This is a genomic window from Pseudarthrobacter sp. rb, from assembly GCF_056389225.1.
On sequence record NZ_JBWJAR010000005.1, the window covers coordinates 168,808 to 186,806 of the forward strand.

Sequence of the window (17,999 nt, forward strand, 5' to 3'; positions counted from 1 at the left end):
ATAGAAGAATGCGAAGGCGCACCACATGAAACTCCTGACCACCACCGCACGCGGCAGCGCTGCCGTCCTGACCGGTGCCTTGCTGATCGGCTCCCTGGCCGCCTGCGGCGGCGGATCCAGCCAGGCCTCCGCCAAAGCCGACACCAGCAGCATCACGCTGGCTATCGACAGCGACTCGGCCTCCTTCGGCTACGACCCGCTGCGCGTCTCCGCAGCGCAACGCCAGTTCTTCGAGGGCCTCTACGACAGCCTGATGACCCTCCAGCCGGACGGCTCCACGGGCCCCGGCCTGGCCAAGGACTTCAGCTACAACGCGGACAACACCGTCCTGACGCTCAACCTCAAGGACGACATCACCTTCACGGACGGCTCGAAGCTTGATGCGGCACTGGTCAAGGCCAACCTGGACCGCCGCTCCGATCCCGCACTGAGCGCGTACTCGGCCGTCGCCAAGGGCGGCGCGCAGGAAATCACCTCGGTGGACGTGGTGAGCCCCACCCAGGTGTCCCTGACGTTCGCCAAGCCGCAGCCGGGATTTGAAAAGAACCTGGCCTCCACCACCGGCATGATCGTGGGCAAGAACGGTGTCACGGACACCGCCAGCCTGTCGGCGACGCCTGACGGTTCCGGCCCGTACACCCTGGACCCCTCCACCGTGAAGGGCAACAAGTACGTGATGGTGAAGAACGACAAGAGCGCCGACGCAGCCAAGTACGCCTACAAGAAGGTGGTCTTCAGCGTGGTCCAGGATCCGCAGGCCCGGGCCAACGCCCTCGTGTCCGGCCAGGCGGACGTGGCGATGCTGACCTCGAACACGGTGGACTTCGCCAAGTCGAAGGGCGTCGGGGTCACCCAGATCGGCGGCACCGTCAACACCATGATCTCCTTCGACAAGATTGGCAAGACCGCACCGGCGTTCGCCCAGGAAAAGGTCCGCCAGGCCATTCAGTACGCCATCAACCGCCAGGCCCTGGTGGATGCCCTGCACAAGGGCGACGTCCCTGCATGGAACGCCCTGCCCAAGGATTCGGCCGGCTTCACCAAGGACCTCGAAACCACATTCGCGTACAACCCGGACAAGGCCAAGAGCCTGCTGGCCGAAGCCGGCTACCCCAACGGCTTCGAGTTCACCATCATCGCCAGCGCGCAGACCCAAACGGACCTGCAGGCCGTCCAGAAGGACCTCGCCGCCGTCGGCATCACCATGAAAGTGAAGATGGCCGCTTCCACCGACGAAGCCTTCGCCGCCGTTGCCACCCCGCCCCTGGGCTACGCGCCGCTGAACTGGGACAACCCGGTCGGCGTCATGTACGGCGTCGTCCTCAACGGCTTCACCAACGTCCAGAAGGCCACCGATGCGCAGCTCAGCGCCGCCACCGGCGAACTGGCCGCGGCCAAGGACGACGCCGCCGTCAAGGCAGCCGCCACCAAGCTGAACACCCGCCTGGTGGAGTCCGGCTGGATGATCCCGCTGTACGAGGCGCTCACCAACCAGGGCTACAACACCAAGAAGGTAGCCCCGGTGAAGTTTGCCGGCACCAACGCCTACCCGCTCCTCTCGTCCTACACCCCGGCCAGCTAGCACCCGCACCGTCCCGCCGGCCCCTCCCCACCACGGGGAGCGCCCGGCGGGACGGGCCTGACCGATGGAGGTCACCATGGCACTATTCATCACTAAGCGCCTGCTGATGGCGCTGGCCACCGTGCTGGTGGTTGCGGTGCTGGCATTCCTGCTGGTGCACGCAATGCCTGGCAGCCCGGGGGCCGTGTCCCTCGGCGCCGGCGCCTCCCAGGAGGCCATCGACGAGGTCAACCAGAGGCTGGGCTGGAACGACCCGCTCCCCACGCAGTTCTTCACCTGGCTCGGTTCCGCGGTCCAGGGCGACCTGGGCATCTCGCTCATCGACGGCCGTTCGGTCAGCGCCGACTTGGCGAGCCGGCTTCCCGTCACCGCCTCGCTTGCCGCCGGCGCCACCATCCTCAGCGCCGTCCTCGGCATCGCCCTGGGCGTCACGGCGGCCGTCCGCGGGGGACTACTGGACCAGGCCATCGGCGGCTTCGTTGGACTCCTGGTCGCCCTGCCGGCGTTCTGGGTGGGCGTCCTCTTCGTCTACCTTTTCGCCGTCCAGTCCTCCATCTTCCCGGCCACCGGCTACGTGCCGTTCGACGTCTCGCCGCAGGACTGGGCCCTGTCCCTGGCGCTGCCGGTGATCACCCTTGCCGTGGGCGGTGCCGCCTTCATTGCCCGCCAGACCAGGGCCTCCATGCTGGAGGCGCTGCAGCAGGAGCACATCCGCACGCTGCGAGCCACGGCCACCCCCACCTGGAAGATCCTCTACGTCCACGCCCTGCGCTATGCCAGCCTGCCCATCGTGGCCGGCATTGCCCTGCAGTTCATCGGCCTGTTCGGCGGCTCCGTCATTGCTGAGCAGCTGTTCGCCATGCCCGGCCTGGGCCAGGCCGTCCAGACCTCGGTCAGCACCCATGATGCCCCCGCAGTCCAGGGTGTGGTGGTCATCGCCACCGTGGTGGTGGTTGCCGTCAACCTGGTGCTGGAGTTGGCCACCAAGTTCCTCGACCCGAAGTTGCGTGCCTCATGATCCCTTCAATGGCTCCAGCCCCCGCAGACCAGGCAGAAACCACGACGGCGGCAGCGGACCCCGCTCGCAACGCCGGCAGGGCGGCCATCACCAAATTTTCCCGGCACCGGCTGTTCACCTCGCCCGGCGCCGTGGCCGGCCTCGCCTGGCTCGCCGCGCTGGTCACCGCGTCGCTGACCGCACCGCTGTGGCTGCCGTTCAAGACTGAGGACCAGGACTTCACCGCCGTCCTCTCCGGCCCCACCGCCGCGCACTGGCTCGGAACGGATGAACTGGGCCGGGACATCCTCAGCCGCATCTTCGCCGCTGCGGCCGGAACCCTGGGGACCTCAATGCTCACGGTGATTGTCGGCGTCGGACTGGGCACCGTCCTGGCCATGCTTGCCGCCGGTGCCGGGGAACGAACCGAAGCCGTGATCAGCCGGGTCACCGAGGTCATGATGTCCCTGCCCGGAACGGTGATCATCCTGGCCGTGATTGGCGCGGTGGGAACCAACATCCCCGTGGTCATGGCCATCCTGGGCGTCCTGATGTCCGCCGGTGTCTACCGGGTGATCCTGGGCCAGGCCAAGTCCCTGCAGTCCCAGCTCTATGTGGACGCGGCAAAGGTGGATGGCGTCAGCCCGCTGCGCATCAGCCTCCGCCACATCCTGCCCGGGCTTGCCAACACCATCGTGGTCCAGGCGGCACTCATCTTCGCCGTGGGCATGCTCATCCAGGCCGGCCTGGCCTTCATCGGCTTCGGGCCGCCCATCCCTCAGCCCAGCTGGGGCGGAATGATCCAGGGCGCCTCCCAGCATGTCTACGACGCCCCTTGGATGATGGTCCCCACCGGTGCCGTCCTGGCGCTCACGGTCCTGTCGGCCAATGCCATCGGCAATGCCCTGGGCAAGGCCCCCAACGCCGCCGCGCCGCACCTGCCCTCGGCCGCCGCACGCCGGCAACGGGCCAAGGCTGTCGCCGCCATCGCCGCCGCCCCCGTTCATGCCACGAAGGACGGCGCCCCCGCTGGGGAAACGGCCAAGGGGACGCTCAGCGTCCGCAACCTCTCGGTCGGCGTCGACAATGGCGTCCGGCTCGTAACCGACGTGTCCTTCGACGTCAGACAGGGCACGGTCCTGGGCCTGGTGGGGGAGTCCGGCTGCGGCAAGACCATGACTGCGCTGTCCCTGCTCGGACTGCTGCCCTCCGGCGTTTCCGTCACCGGCGGACAGATTCTCTGGAACGGCAGGAACCTTGCCGCCACGACGGACAAGGACATGGAATCCGTCCGCGGCCGCGAGATCGCCCTGATCAGCCAGGAACCCATGCGCGCCCTGGACCCGATGTTCACCGTTGGCTACCAGCTCACCGCCACCATCCGCCGGCTCCGCGGAATGGGCAAGGCCGAGGCCCGCAAGGAAGCACTCAGCCTGCTGGAGAAGGTGGGCATCGTTGACGCTGCCCGGATCCTGAAGACCTATCCGCACCAGATCAGCGGCGGCATGGCGCAGCGTGTGGCCATCGCCCTCGCGCTGTCCGGCAAACCCAAACTGCTGGTGGCGGACGAACCCACCACTGCCCTGGACGTCACGGTCCAGGCCGAAATCCTGTCCCTGCTCCGTGCACTGGTGAAGGACACCGGCATGTCCGTGGTCATGGTCACCCACGACCTCGGCGTGGTGGCGGACATCTGCGACCAGGTGGCCGTGATGTACGCCGGGCAGGTGGTGGAAAACGGCAGGACCGCAGCCATCCTGGACAGCCCCCGCCACCCCTACACACTGGCCCTGCTGGCCGCGGACCCGCACGCCAACCACGCGGACAGCATGCCCGAGCGGCTTGCCACCATCAGCGGCCAGGTGCCGCAGCCCAAGGACTGGCCCTCCGGGTGCCGGTTCGCTGCCCGCTGCCAGTTTGCCGGCTCCGCCTGCCTCGAACCCGTCCCGCTGCTGCCCTCCGGCGCAGGAGAAGGCCTGGTGCGGTGCGTGAAGGCGGACCAGCTCGCCGTCGAAGGCATGGACTGGCTGGCCACGGACATCCCGGCCTCCCGCCTGCTCGAGGTCACCCCCAAACAGACGCTACTCACCGAAAAGGACATGGCATGAGCACCGCAGTCACGGAGCGCGCCGGTTCCACGCCGGCCACCGCCGTCCCCATGCTCGAGGTCAAGGACCTGGTGGTCCGCTACGGCCGGGGACGGAAGGCAGCCGCCGCGCCTGCCGCCGTCGACCGCGTCAGCTTCAGTATCGCCCCCGGTGAAACGGTGGGCCTGGTGGGGGAATCCGGCTCCGGAAAGTCCACCATCGGGAAGGCGATCCTCGGCCTGCAGAAAGTTTCCGGCGGCACCATCAGCTACCAGGGCAAGGACGTCACCTCCGCTACCGCGGCCCAGCGCCGGGACCTGGGCGGGGAACTGCGGGCCGTCTTCCAGGACCCCAACTCCTCCCTGAACCCCCGGAACACCATGGGCACCTCCCTGGCCGAACCCCTGCGCCTGCGCGGCACCGCCGCTGCGGAGGCCCGGGTAAAGGCCGAGGACATGCTGCAACGCGTCGGCCTGCCCCGCGAGGCCGTGGACCGGTACCCCAGCCAGTTCTCCGGGGGCCAGCGCCAGCGGATTTCCGTGGCCCGCGCCCTGATCTGCGATCCCCGGCTGGTGGTCTGCGACGAGGCCGTCAGCGCCCTGGACCTGTCCACCCAGGCCCAGGTCCTCAACCTCCTGGCCGACCTCCGCGACGAACGCGGCCTCAGCTACCTCTTCATTGCCCACGACATCGCCGTGGTCCAGTTCCTGGCACAGCGCGTAGTGGTGCTCTACCGCGGCCAGGTCATGGAAAGCGGACCTGCCGCCGCCGTCACGGAAAACCCGCAGCACCCCTTCACCCAGGCCCTCGTGGCAGCATCCCCGGTGCCCCGGCCGGCGGAACAGGCGGAACGCCGCGAAGCCCGCGAATCGCTGGGCGTCCGCTCAGGAGCGGCTGCGGTCCCCGGGCCCGGCGGCTGCCCCTTCCGGCTCCGCTGTCCCCTGGCCACCGAACTGTGCGCCACCGAACGGCCGGCGCTGCGCCGGGTGGGCGCTGCCGACGTCGCCTGCCATTACGCCTAGTACCTTTGCCTCCACTTCAGAACGGATCACCTCATCAATGACTTCCACACCCTGGCACGCCGCCATGATCACCCCCGGGCTGGACTTCGACGGCGCCCCGCGCCTCCGCAAGGAATTCCGGCTTGAGGAGGGCCACGGCGACGTGGTGAAGGCGACGCTGCGCGCCACCGCCCTAGGCATCTACGAGGCCTGCATCAACGGCACGCCAGTGGGGGAGGATGTCCTGAGCCCGGGCTGGAGCTCCTACGAGTGGCGGCTCCGGTACCGCACCTACGACGTCACCGCCCTGGTGGGACCCCGCACCGTCATTGGTGCGGAGCTCGGCAACGGCTGGTACCGCGGCAGGCTGGCGTGGCACGGACTGTCCAACCTGTACGGCAGCGAACTGGGCTTCCTGGGCCAGCTGGACATCGAGTTCGACGATGGCCACGTCCAGTCCGTCGGCACCGACGCCAGCTGGCAGGCCGGCCCGTCGGCCACCACCTTCAACGACCTGTACGACGGGCAGACCATCGACGCCCGGAACGCTGTCCACGGCTGGGCGGAGCCGGGCTTCGCCCCCGACGCCAACTGGACCGGCGTGCGTACCCTGGCGTTCGACGCCGACCGGCTGGCTGAGCCGGTGGGCCCGCCGGTGGTGCGTGCCGGCGTCGTCCGTCCCGCCGAAGTCTTTACCTCGCCTTCCGGCAGGACCCTGGTGGACTTCGGCCAGAACCTGGTGGGCTGGCTCCGGTTCACCGTCCAGGGGGAGGCCGGACAGGCCATCACCGTCCGGCATGCCGAGGTGCTGGAAAACGGGGAACTGGGCGTCCGGCCGCTGCGCTCTGCAAAGGCCGAGGATACGTTCGTCCTCTCCGGCGGCAAGGACCTTTTCGAACCCACCAAGACCTTCCACGGCTTCCGCTATGCCGAGATCACCGGCTGGCCCGGGGAGCTCACGGAGGAGGACCTGGAAGCCGTGGTGGTCCATTCCGACCTGGAGCGCATCGGTACCTTCGAGTGCTCAAACGAGCTGGTCAACCAGCTGCACCGCAACATCGTCTGGGGGCTGCGGGGCAATTTCCTGGACCTGCCCACGGACTGCCCGCAGCGCGACGAGCGGCTCGGCTGGACCGGTGACATCGCCGTTTTCGCCCCCACCGCCGCCTACCTCTACGACGTCAAGGGCTTCCTGCAGGACTGGCTGCTGGACCTCGCCGCGGAGCAGAAGGCGCAGGATGGGCTGGTGCCGATCACCGTGCCGGACGTCCTGAAGTACTGCCCGCAGCCGCCGGAATTTCCGTCGCCCGAGTCCTCGGCGCTGTGGAGCGAGGCCTCGGTCTTGGTGCCGTGGGCGCTCTGGGAGGCATACGGTGACCTCGGCGTTTTGCGGAACCAGTACGAATCAATGGCCGCGCACACCCGTCGCGTGGAGGGCCTGCTGTCCCCTGCTGGGTTGTGGGACTCCGGCTTCCAGTTCGGTGACTGGCTGGACCCCGACGCCGCACCGGACCAGCCATGGGCTGCCAAGGCGGATACCGCCGTCGTGGCCACCGCCTGCATGTACCGCACCGCGCGCCTCACCGCGCAGGCGGCCGGGCTGCTGGGAAAGCACGACGACGAGGCCCACTTCAACGCGCTCGCGGACCGAGTGCGGGCTGCCTTCGCTGAACACTACGTGGCGCCCGGCGGCACCATCCGCAGCGACTGCACCACCGTCTACGCCCTGGCCATCTCCTTCGACGTCCTGTTGACGCCGGAACTGCGGGAGTTCGCCGGGAACCGCCTCGCGGAGCTGGTGCGGGACAACGGCTACCGGGTGTCCACCGGGTTCGCCGGGACCCCGTTCATCACCCACGCGCTCACCGACACCGGCCACGTGGATGAGGCCTACCGCCTCCTGCTGGAGGAGGGCTGCCCGTCCTGGCTGTATCCGGTCACCATGGGTGCCACCACCGTCTGGGAACGCTGGGATTCCATGCTCCCGGACGGCACCATCAACCCCGGGCAGATGACCAGCTTCAACCACTACGCGCTGGGCGCCGTTGCGGACTGGATGCACAAGGCCATTGGGGGCATCCGTCCGGCCGAACCTGGCTACGCGCGCGTGCTGATCCAGCCGCAGCCGGGGGAGGGGATCAGCTGGGCCAGGACGTCCCTGAAGACCCCGCACGGCGAGGTCCGCGTGGGTTGGACGTCCGACGGCGGGGAGTTCCGGCTCGAGGCGACCGTCCCCGACGGGGTGGCGGCCGACGTCGTGCTTCCGGACGGAGCACGGCGCACGGTTGAGGGCGGGGAGCACCATTTTGCCTGCGCGCCGGCACCTGCGCTCGATTACCAGGCGAGCCGCTGATAGGCCCACAGGCGATGGTCCACAGCCACGGCGGCGTCCGGATCCTGTGAGGCGGGTCCTGCGGTGCCGGATGCAACAGGGGCGCTGATCTGCAACGATGTGCCACAGGACCAAACCCAGGAGGACACATGCCGTACACCGTGGATTTCAAGAACGTCTCCACCACCGGCCTGGAATCGTCACCGGTGGCGGAGGCGCTGGCGGGGCTGCGCGCAAACGAGGCGCGCTATTACAAGAACAAATACGACCACGACTTCACCGTCACTCCGGCCGAAGACGATCCGGAGACGCTGCAGTACATCACCAACATCCTGTCCACGGAGCGGAACCTGGTGATCGCGTCCAAGCCCCTTGAGGTGTCCTCCTTTGAGGTGGACGGGCTGCGGATGGCGTACGTGTTCTACGAGTCCGGGCTGTCCATCAACGTCATGTACAGCCTTGAAGAGGGCGGCAAGCGGGCCGTCGGCTTCAAGCTGTCCGACGGCATGGAGGTCCCGGAGGAACTGGCGTCCAGCTTCAAGTTTGCCCGGCAAAAGTCCAAGCTCGCCGGCACCATCCGCGGCTCCTACTTTGTTATCAAGGGCCAGTACTAGGCGGGAGCGCCGAAGAACGCGTTCCAACGATTGAAACCGGGTCCCGCTGCGGGTGCCTCCGCGGGGCAGGATGGCTGGATGCACGCCAACCCCATCCTTGCCGGCTTCAATCCGGATCCGAGCATCGTCCGCACGCCGGACGGCTATTACCTGGTCACATCGTCCTTCGAATACCTGCCGGGCCTGCCGGTCCATCACAGCCCGGATCTGGAAGGCTGGCAGCTGGTGGGCCATGTGGCCACGCGGGAGGCGCAGGTCCGGATTGCCCATGTCCCCACGCCCGGCGGCGTCTGGGCGCCGACCCTCCGCTACCGGGACGGCGTGTTCTACCTGATCGTCTCCGTGTTCCTCGGTGGGCGCGGTTGCGTTGTTTTCACGGCCGCTGATCCCGCCGGGCCATGGAGCGACGGGACGGTCATCGGGGCGGTGGACGGCATCGACCCGGACCTCGCCTGGGACGACGACGGGACTGCGTACGTGACCTTTGCCCGCCACCCGGACGCGATCCAGCAGGTGCGGGTGGACCTCGCCACCGGAGAAGCGCTCGAGAAGCCGCGGCCACTGTGGTCCGGCAGCGGGCTGTTTTCACCCGAAGGCCCGCACCTTTACCGGCGCGGTGATTGGTGGTTTTTGCTGGCAGCCGAGGGCGGCACGGACAGGGGCCACGCTGTGACCGTGGCACGGTCGCGGCGGCCGGACGGCCCGTTCGAATCCGCTCCGCACAATCCCCTCCTCACCGCCGCGGGAACCGGCTCGCCCGTCCAGAACACCGGGCACGCAGACCTCGTTGAGCTTCCCGACGGCGGAACAGCCATGGTCCTTCTGGGTGTCCGCCCGGTGGGGCTGGCGAAGTCGTTCTCACAGCTGGGCCGTGAGACGTTCCTGACCACCGTGGACTGGATTGACGGCTGGCCGCACGCCCGGATGCCCCAGCCCGGCGTGACGCCGCCGGAGCAGCTTGAGTACGACTTCAGCAACGGTGCCGGGCTGGAGGATCCGCGATGGATCGGTGTCCGCAGGACGCCCGCTGAGTTCTCGGCACCCACCTCCAAAGGGCTTCTACTCAGGGGCGAAGGCAGCACCATGGGGTCGCCCAGGCCTTGTTTCGTCGCCCAACGCCAGCGACACCTCGCGATGGAATTCAGGGCCGTGCTGGACGTCGGCTCCGGCGCGGGCGGTATCGCCGTGCGGAACGCCGAGGACAACTGGTTCGGCATCGAGGCCCGCCAGGACGGCGACGCCGTCAGGATCACGGCACGTGCCGTGGTCGCGGGCTTTGAATGCACCTGGGAAGCAACTGTTCCGTCCGGGGACGTTGAACTGGCAGTCGAGGCCAGCCCGCCGCCGTCGGACTTCCGCGCTGGAGCCGTGGGCGGCGACAGGATCCGCCTGCTGGTCCGCGGCTCAGGGCCCGGCTGCAGCGCCGAAGGGGAACTGCTCACCGAACTGGACGGACGGCACTGGGCCTTCGAAACTGCCAAGGCCTTCACCGGCAGGGCTTTTGGCGTCTTTGCTGTGGACGGCGAGGTCCTGGTCCGCGGCCTGTCCTACCGCGGCGAGGACTGACCTCCGGGGTCCATGCCGGGACATGGCGACGGCGGAAAACAAGGACCCGGGCAAACCAGGACCTCCGTCAGCCATCCTGACCGGCGGAACGCCCCCATCCGGCTTAGACTGGCCGACGCACCAGGTTGCCGCGACACGTCAACCGCTGAGCCGGCGAGAGGAGGAAGATGTCCTTCTTCCAGCTTTCGCTGATCGCGGCCGTCGCGCTCCTCGGACCGCTGCTGGCATTCCCCAGGAAATGGAACCTTCCCACAGTCCTTGGGCAGCTCCTGGCAGGCATCGCCATCGGGCGCACCGGCCTGGGCCTGGTTGATTCCGCAGATCCCACATTTACGTTTGTGGCCGACGTTGGTTTCGCGCTCATCATGTTTGTCGCCGGAACGCATGTGCCCGTGCGGGACCGGGCCATCCGTCCCGCCCTGGGCGGCGGCGCGCTGCGGGCCGCCATCGCCGCAGCCCTCGCGGCGGCCGCAGGAACCGTCATTGCCTTCGCCTTCGGAACCCGACATGCGCCGCTTTACATCGTGCTGCTCGCGTCCTCGTCAGCTGCCCTTGTGCTGCCCATTGTTGATTCCCTGCGGCTGGCGGGGCCGAAGGTCCTGACGACGACGGCGCAGGTGGCGGTGGCCGATATCGCCTGCATTGTGGCGCTTCCACTGGCCGTCGACCCGCCCAACGCACCGAGGGCAGCCATCGGGGCGACCGCAGTCGCGGCGTGTTCGGTGGTGTTGTTCTTCGTGCTTCGCTGGCTGGAAGTCACTGGCACCCGCGGGCGGGTGCACGACGTGTCCGAGGAACGGAAGTTCGCCCAGGAACTGCGGATCCAGCTTGCCTTGCTCTTCGCGCTGTCCGGGCTTGCCGTGGCGGGCCACGTGTCCGTCATGCTCGCCGGATTCTCCTTTGGACTGGTGGTGGCGGCAGTGGGGGAACCCCGCCGGCTGGCACACCAGCTCTTTGCGGTCAGTGACGGCTTCCTGGGGCCGGTGTTCTTCGTCTGGCTGGGCGCATCGCTGGACCTGCGCGCGCTCGCCGGCACCCCCGCCATGGTGCTCCTCGGGGTCTGCCTTGGAGCGGGGACCCTCCTGGTGCACGGAAGCCTGCGCCTGCTGGGCCAGCCGCTGCCCCTCGCCGTCCTGTCGGCATCCCAGCTGGGCGTGCCGGTTGCCGCGGCCACCATCGGCTCCCAACTGGACCTGCTGGAACCGGGGGAAGCCTCGGCGTTGATCCTGGGCGCCCTCATCACCATTGGGGCCAGCGCCGCGGCAGGTTCACGTGCTGCCCGCACCTTTGCGCGGAACGCCGAGGCACCGGCGTAGCCGGCGCTACCCCCGGGAGTGGGTCCATACGCCGGTGCTCGCCTGCGCCTGGAAGCCCAGGTTGCGGGACACGGCGCGGGCGGCGGCGCGGACCGCCGGGGCAAGGACGTTGGGCGGAGTTGCACCGTCCGGAACCACGATGGACAGCGACGCCACCACGGCGCCCTGGGCGTCGAAGATGGGGGAGGCCACGGATACGGTGCGGGACGGGACGGTCCGTCGGATCATGGCGATGCCGGTCCGCCGCACGTCGGACAGGGTCCGCCGCAGCTGGCCTTCGGGCATCTCGGGCACGCCGGGCTCGTTTTCCGGCGGGCGCTTCAGGATGGCCTCCTGGAACTGCTGGTCCGCCCCGGCGAGCAGCACCAGGCCGATGGCGGTGGACCTCAGCGGCGCACGGCCGCCCACCCGGTATGCCACCTCGGTGGCGTCCTTCCCGGAGAGGCGTTCGATCAGCACTGCCTCCTCGTTGTCCCGGACCGCCAGCAGCACGTGGTGCCGGGTGACCTCGAACAGGTCCTCAAGGTAGGGGAGGGCAATTTCCCGCACGCCGTGCCCGCGCGGAGAGAGGGATGCCACTTCCCACAGCCGGACCCCCACGACGTACCGGCCGTCGTCGAGTCTTTCCAGGGCACCCCACGCCACCAGCCGGGCAATCAGCCGCAGCGCCGTGGGGGCAGGCATGTCCGCGTGGCGGGCCAGTTCGGAGAGGGTCAGGGCCCGGCGCCGGTCGGAGAAAACGGCGAGCAGGCTCAGTGCCCGGTCGATGACCGGTTCGCCTTGTTTGGGCCGCTTTCCGCGGGCAGGCGGGGTGTCCGTGTCCGGAGTGGCAGTCATGGCAGTGGTTCCTAGCGCCGTCGGCAGATCCTGTGGCCCACGGGGAAAGTGGTGAGCTGAACCACAATACTATTCCAACCATTGGAAGCTCCCTGTCGAGGGGAAATGACGGAACGCGATGCTGGAACTCCCAGCAACCGCACTTCAGGAGTCCCGCCGCATGAGCGCCCCCACCCGGCTTCGGGCCGAACACCTGCCTGAGGCGCTGGGCCTGACCGTCACCGCACCCCGGCTGGGCTGGACGCCGCCCGCCGGCACCAACAGCCAGACGGCCTACCGGATCACCGCCGGCAACGGCTGGGACACGGGCCGGCAGGAGTCAGCCGCGTGCAGCGGCATCCCCTACACCGGCCCCGCGCTGGACTCCCGCAGCCGGTTCGAGTGGCGCGTCCGCACTTGGAACACCGGCGAAGACGGCGCCGAAACAGCGACCGGTTGGTCCCAGCCGATGCCGGTTGAACTGGGTCTCCTGCATGCCACCGACTGGACAGCGCAGTGGATCGGCGCTGACGAACCGGAGATCCCGGCGGCGGGGGAACGCCCCGGCTACGCCTTCACCAAAACCTTCACGCTCGAGGCAGCCCCGCAGAAGGCCCGCGCGTACGCCACCGCCCACGGCATCTACGAACTCTTCATCAACGGCCGCCGCGTGGGCGACCAGCAGCTCACCCCCGGCTCCACCAGCTACAACACCACGCTCCAGGTCCAGGCCCACGACGTCACGGACCTGCTCCGCGGGGGCAGCAACACCGTCCGCGCCGTCCTCACCGACGGCTGGTACCGCGGCACCTTCGGGTACACGCGCGACGCCGGCATGTACGGCACGCGCACAGCCTTCCTGGCGCAGCTCGAGGTGGAGTCAGCTGCCGGCCGGCAGACCATCGGCACCGACGGCTCCTGGCTGGTGTCCGCAACGGAGATCACCAGCGCCGACCTCATGGCGGGCCAGCGGGTTGACTTCCGGATGCACGACGGCGGGAGCGCACTGTCCGCAGTCACGTCACCCGGGGTGCGTCCCGCCGTCGTCCGTCCCGGCGGCTTTACGGAGCTCACCGGGCCCCTCGCCCCTCCCGCCCGCGTGACCCGGGAACTGGCGCCGGTATCCATCACCCGCCTGTCCAACGGCCGCCAGGTGGTGGACTTCGGCCGGAACATCCACGGCTGGGTCCGGCTGTCTCAGTTGGGTGCCCCGGGCGAAACCGTCACGCTGGAATACGGCGAGGCGCTTGGCCCGGACGGCGACGTCACCCGGGACCACCTGCGCCCCCTCGACTTCCGGACGCCCGGTGCCTTCCTTGATGCCGGCCAGGTAGACACCGTCATCGCCTCCGGCGCCCCGGGCGAGGTCTTCGAGCCCCGGCACACCACGCACGGGTTCCAGTTCGTCTCCGTCCAGGGCCTGCGGGAGAATCTGCAATCCGACGACATCACCGGCTGCCTGGTCCGGACCGACCTGGAGCGCATCGGTACCTTCAGCTGCAGTGATGAGCGGCTGAACAGGCTCCACAACATCGTGGAATGGAGCTTTCTGGGTAACTCCTGCGAGGTCCCCACCGACTGCCCGCAGCGCGAAAAGGCCGGCTGGACCGGTGACTGGCAATTGTTTGTCCCCACCGCCGCCTACCTCTACGACGTGACCGGATTCTCCCGGAAATGGCTCCGCGACGTCCGAGCCGATCAGTGGGAGAACGGCGTCATCGCCAACATTTCGCCTTCGCCCGGGCCTGCTGTCACCTCGGCTGAGTTCATGGCATTCACCAATGGGTCGGCCGGCTGGGGTGACGCGATCGTCATGGTGCCGTGGGAGGCCTACCGGGCCACCGGCGACGCCGCCATTCTCGCCGAAAACTGGGACGCGATGCAGCGCTGGCTGGGCTTCGTCCGGACCGCCGCGGAAACCCAGCGGCACGCAGCCCGCGCAGCGCAGGCGCCCCTTCCGGCCGCCCACGAAAAGTACCTGTGGGACACCGGCTTCCACTTCGGCGAATGGATGGAACCGGACGGCCCCGAACCGGACCTGTTTGCCGCCCGCACCGCGGACAACGGCATCGTGGCAACCGCCTACTACCGGCACACCACGGACTTGATGGCACGCATCGCCAGGGTGCTGGGGTTCGCCGGGGCAGCCGTTGCGTTGGCGGAACTCTCGGCGAACATCGGGAACGCCTGGGAAACGGAATACCTTCACGCAGACGGCCACGTGACCCAAGCCAGCCAGGCCAACTGCGTCCGCGCCCTGGCCTTTGACCTGGTCAGCCCGGAACACCGCGCCACCGTGACCGCGCAGCTCGCAGGACTGATCCGGGACGCCGGCACGCACCTGGGCACGGGCTTCCTGGCCACGCCCTACCTGCTGCCCGTCCTGGCGGACAACGGCGAACTGGACTTGGCCTACAAACTGCTTATGCAGGACTCCGAACCGTCCTGGCTCGCCATGGTGGACCGTGGCACCACCACCGTGTGGGAACTGTGGAACGGCATCGACGCGGACGGCATCCCGCACCAGTCGCTCAACCACTACAGCAAGGGCGCGGTGGTGTCCTTCCTGCACCGGTATACCGCCGGGCTTCGGCAGGCCCACGGCAGTGCGGGCTGGGAACGGATCGTCATCGAGCCCCGGCCGGGGGCCGGCATCACCTCCGCCACCACCTCCCACCAGGGGCCGCGCGGCCTGATCGAAGTGCGTTGGGCTACCGACGGCGCCGTGCTGACGCTCACCGCCACGATCCCCTCCGGCACCACCGCGGAGGTAAGGCTGCCCGGTGAACCGGCCGCCGTCGTCGGGCCCGGACACCATACTTTCCTTGCCGCAACCGGCCGGGACACCGCACAACCTGAACTGATGAGGAGCACACTATGACAGTGGACAACGCTACCGACGTAATGGACCCGTCGCGCCCTGAAACTTCCCGGCCTGGAGGCAGGGAGGTTCCGCCGATGCCCGTCTTCGATGCGCCGGGAACCCCTGAGCACGTCTCGGACGCCTCATCGGTGCACCGTGAGCTCACCTACGCCAAGGCCATCGGGTTCCGGCCGCTGAAGCTGGACATCTGGCTGCCCCGCAACGCAACCGGGCCCACGCCGCTGGTCCTCTGGGTGCACGGCGGCGCGTTCCAGCTGGGCGACCGCCGGGAACTGCCGCCCACCTTCGCGCCCGACTCCGTGTTCCGGCTGCTTAACCAGGCCGGCATTGCCTGCGCCACGGTGGACTACCGGCACTCCCTGGAAGCCCCGTTCCCGGCACAGCTCCACGACATCAAGGCCGCGGTCCGCTACCTCCGTGAATTCGCCGGTGACCTGAACATCGACCCGGACCGGTTTGGCGCCTGGGGCGAATCCGCCGGCGGCCATCTGGTGGCGCTCTTGGGACTCACCGGCAACCGCGGCGACCTGGATGGCGGTCTCGGTGTGCAGGGGCACCCAAGCAGCGTCAGCGCCGTCGTCGATTTCTACGGCGTTTCCTCGCTGGTGGACATCCCGCCCATCAACATTCCTGACGAACTCTTTCCCCCGGCCCTGACCGCCGCTGTCCCGCCCGGAAGGTCATTGCAGCCGGAGAACATGCTGGTGGGCGGCTCGGATGATCCCGAACTGCTGGCCGCGGCCAGTCCCGTCAGCTACGTGACGGCTGACGCCGCACCGTTCCTCCTGGTCCACGGCGATTCGGATGGCTTGGTCCCGCACTCGCAGACCGACCTCCTGGCCGCCGCGCTCGCCAAGGCCAACGTGGAACATGAGGTGGTGACCATCAAGGGCGGCGACCACTGCTTCTTCGGCGCCGAGGACCAGCTGGACACCATCCTGGCCGCCGCCGTCGATTACTTTTCACGGAAGCTGGGAACTCCATGACATCCCGGACAGAACCAGCCGCAGGGTCCCCGGGGCTCTCCCGGAGCGCCCAGGGGGAGACCGCGGCCGGTTTCGCGGAGTACCTGGCCACGCCGGAAGGCCCGAAGTTCCTCAACCCGGACGCCGTGCGTTCGCCCGGGCCCGACGTTCCCATCCGCACGGTGACGGCGGATGGCCGGCACGGGCCGGTGGCCATCCGGATCTACGGGGAGGCCGCCGCTGCCGGCAGCCCTGCCCTGGTGTGGCTGCACGGCGGCGGCTTCGTCAGCGGGAGCGTGGACATCCCCGAATCGGATTACCTGGCACGGGTGCTCGCGGCCCAGGGGACGCCGGTGCTGTCCGTGGACTACCGCCTGGCGCGTAATGGCGTGTCCTTTCCCATCCCGCATGATGACGCCCTGGCCGGTTGGTTCTGGGCGCGGAAGAACGCCGAATCACTGCGCCTGGATCCGGACCTGCTCTGCCTGGGCGGTGCCGGTGCCGGCGGCAACCTCGCCGTGGGCGCCGCGCTCTACCTGATCGACGCCGGCAAGCCACTGCCCGCGAAACTCCTGCTGGCCTATCCCTTCCTGGATGCCGAACTCCCGCCGCCGGCGGGAGGACTGGACGAAGAGGTTATGGCCGGGCTGCCGCGGCACCTGCGGTTCACGCTGGAGGACTGCATCCGGACGGCGGAGAACTACGTGGGCGGTCCGGTCAGCATGGCACCGTCCTATGCCATGCCCGGCTACGCGGATCCTGCCGGACTTCCGCCCACCGCTTTGCTTGCCTGCGAGTACGACGACGCCCGCGGCTCAACCGAGCAGTTTGCCTCGGCATTGGAGCGGGCAGGGGTTCCGGTGTCCTACTTCCTTGCCGAGGGCGCAGTACACGGCCACCTCAACCACACGGCCGGGCTGCCGGAGGGCCAGGCGGCCCTGGACTTCCTGGCGGGCGAGCTGGCGGCGGTGCGGAGGCCTTAATCGCGGAGGCGGGTCAGGGCTGCCCGGAACTTTCCTCCTGGTGGCTGCTGGACCAGATGTCGCCCATTTCCTCGGTGGACTGCTCCACGATCCTGCTCATGGCCGCGTGCGCCGCGGCCGCCTGGCCCCGCTGGATCGCACTGGCCACGTCCACATGCATCTGCAGTGCTTCATGGTCCGGAAGGTGGGGCATCAGGCCGTGCTGGGTCCGGCCCGCCAGCACCTCCGCCACGAGTTTATGCAGCTGCGAAAACATGAGGTTGCCGGAGGCGTCGAGGACCGCTGCATGGAACTCGATATCCAGTCGCAGGAAATCGTCCTGGTCTCCCCGCTGCCCGGCCGCCCACAGCCTGGCGGCCATGGAGACAAGGTCGCTGGCCTGGTCCAGTGAGGCGCGTTCGGCGGCCAGGCGGGCGGCCTGCGGCTCAATGGCGCCGCGCAGCTCGTTAAGGGCCTGCAGCTGCTCCAGCCGCTTGGCCGAGGCCAGCCGCCACCGGATCACCTGGGGGTCGTAGAGGTTCCAGCTGGCCTCAGGCTGCACCACTGTCCCGAGACGCCGGCGGGACTCGAGCATGCCCATGGACGACAGGACCCGGGTGGCCTCCCGGATCACGGACCGCGACACCTTGTGCTGCGCCTCCAGCTCGTCCAGCCGCAGGATGGAGTTCGGTGCCAGCGTTCCCTCGGCAATGGCGAGCCCCAGGTTCTCGACCAGCGATGAATGCAGGTCAGGGGACAACGCCGCCTTTGGGATGGTCATGAATAAATCATATGGGGGCATAGCAAGGTCTTGTATATGTCTGCCTTATTTGTCTATGCTCGCTGAACAGAGCAGACGTAACGAGGCGTTTGTAAC

The 17,999-nt window shown here is 68.6% G+C and carries 13 protein-coding genes; 11 read left to right on the top strand and 2 right to left on the bottom strand.

The annotated features are described in order from the left end of the window. Window positions 1-25: 25 nt before the first annotated feature. The 8 genes from ACWRN3_RS09105 (at window position 26) to ACWRN3_RS09140 (ending at window position 11,495) form a co-directional block, all read left to right on the top strand. Window positions 26-1,582, top strand: coding sequence for an ABC transporter substrate-binding protein (locus ACWRN3_RS09105; RefSeq protein ID WP_476740417.1), 1,557 nt, complete (start codon window positions 26-28; stop codon window positions 1,580-1,582). Window positions 1,583-1,646: 64 nt separating this feature from the next. After that, complete coding sequence (locus ACWRN3_RS09110) at window positions 1,647-2,600, top strand: ABC transporter permease (RefSeq protein WP_324643863.1); 954 nt, start codon at window positions 1,647-1,649, stop codon at window positions 2,598-2,600. A gap of 8 nt (window positions 2,601-2,608) precedes the next feature. Beyond that, window positions 2,609-4,687, top strand: coding sequence for a dipeptide/oligopeptide/nickel ABC transporter permease/ATP-binding protein (locus ACWRN3_RS09115; RefSeq protein WP_476740418.1), 2,079 nt, complete (start codon window positions 2,609-2,611; stop codon window positions 4,685-4,687). Next, the gene (locus tag ACWRN3_RS09120) at window positions 4,684-5,688 is read left to right on the top strand and encodes an oligopeptide/dipeptide ABC transporter ATP-binding protein (RefSeq protein ID WP_476740419.1); all 1,005 of its coding nucleotides are present in this window, start codon (window positions 4,684-4,686) and stop codon (window positions 5,686-5,688) included. Before ACWRN3_RS09115 ends, ACWRN3_RS09120 begins: the two co-directional genes overlap by 4 nt. Window positions 5,689-5,725: 37 nt before the next feature. Beyond that, window positions 5,726-8,020: a family 78 glycoside hydrolase catalytic domain gene (locus ACWRN3_RS09125; RefSeq protein ID WP_476740420.1), complete on the top strand. Its 2,295-nt coding sequence runs from the start codon at window positions 5,726-5,728 to the stop codon at window positions 8,018-8,020. Between the two features lie 128 nt (window positions 8,021-8,148). After that, a complete protein-coding gene (locus ACWRN3_RS09130) occupies window positions 8,149-8,613 on the top strand; it encodes a phage tail protein (RefSeq protein ID WP_224024363.1) in 465 nt (154 codons plus the stop codon). Window positions 8,614-8,691: 78 nt separating this feature from the next. Further along, window positions 8,692-10,179, top strand: a complete 1,488-nt coding sequence (locus tag ACWRN3_RS09135) for a glycoside hydrolase family 43 protein (RefSeq protein WP_476740421.1) — start codon at window positions 8,692-8,694, stop codon at window positions 10,177-10,179. Window positions 10,180-10,346: 167 nt separating this feature from the next. Beyond that, on the top strand, window positions 10,347-11,495 hold the full coding sequence (locus ACWRN3_RS09140) for a cation:proton antiporter (protein ID WP_476740422.1): 1,149 nt from the start codon (window positions 10,347-10,349) through the stop codon (window positions 11,493-11,495). A gap of 6 nt (window positions 11,496-11,501) precedes the next feature. Here ACWRN3_RS09140 and ACWRN3_RS09145 read toward each other — a convergent pair whose 3' ends face one another. After that, window positions 11,502-12,332 carry an IclR family transcriptional regulator gene (locus tag ACWRN3_RS09145; RefSeq protein WP_255174129.1) on the bottom strand — a complete coding sequence of 277 codons (831 nt, stop codon included), beginning with the start codon at window positions 12,330-12,332 and terminating at the stop codon, window positions 11,502-11,504. 160 nt (window positions 12,333-12,492) lie between these two features. On the opposite strand from ACWRN3_RS09145, the gene ACWRN3_RS09150 reads away from it, so the two are divergent. Genes ACWRN3_RS09150 through ACWRN3_RS09160 form a run of 3 tightly spaced genes read left to right on the top strand, consistent with a single transcriptional unit; the run spans window position 12,493 to window position 17,143 of the window. Next, window positions 12,493-15,192, top strand: a complete 2,700-nt coding sequence (locus ACWRN3_RS09150; protein ID WP_476740423.1) for an alpha-L-rhamnosidase — start codon at window positions 12,493-12,495, stop codon at window positions 15,190-15,192. Further along, a complete protein-coding gene (locus ACWRN3_RS09155) occupies window positions 15,189-16,181 on the top strand; it encodes an alpha/beta hydrolase (protein WP_255174131.1) in 993 nt (330 codons plus the stop codon). Before ACWRN3_RS09150 ends, ACWRN3_RS09155 begins: the two co-directional genes overlap by 4 nt. Beyond that, complete coding sequence (locus tag ACWRN3_RS09160; protein WP_255174132.1) at window positions 16,178-17,143, top strand: alpha/beta hydrolase; 966 nt, start codon at window positions 16,178-16,180, stop codon at window positions 17,141-17,143. Before ACWRN3_RS09155 ends, ACWRN3_RS09160 begins: the two co-directional genes overlap by 4 nt. A gap of 13 nt (window positions 17,144-17,156) precedes the next feature. Here the strand turns inward: ACWRN3_RS09160 and ACWRN3_RS09165 are convergent, their stop codons facing one another. Further along, complete coding sequence (locus tag ACWRN3_RS09165) at window positions 17,157-17,903, bottom strand: FadR/GntR family transcriptional regulator (protein WP_255174133.1); 747 nt, start codon at window positions 17,901-17,903, stop codon at window positions 17,157-17,159. Between the last annotated feature and the right edge of the window lie 96 nt (window positions 17,904-17,999).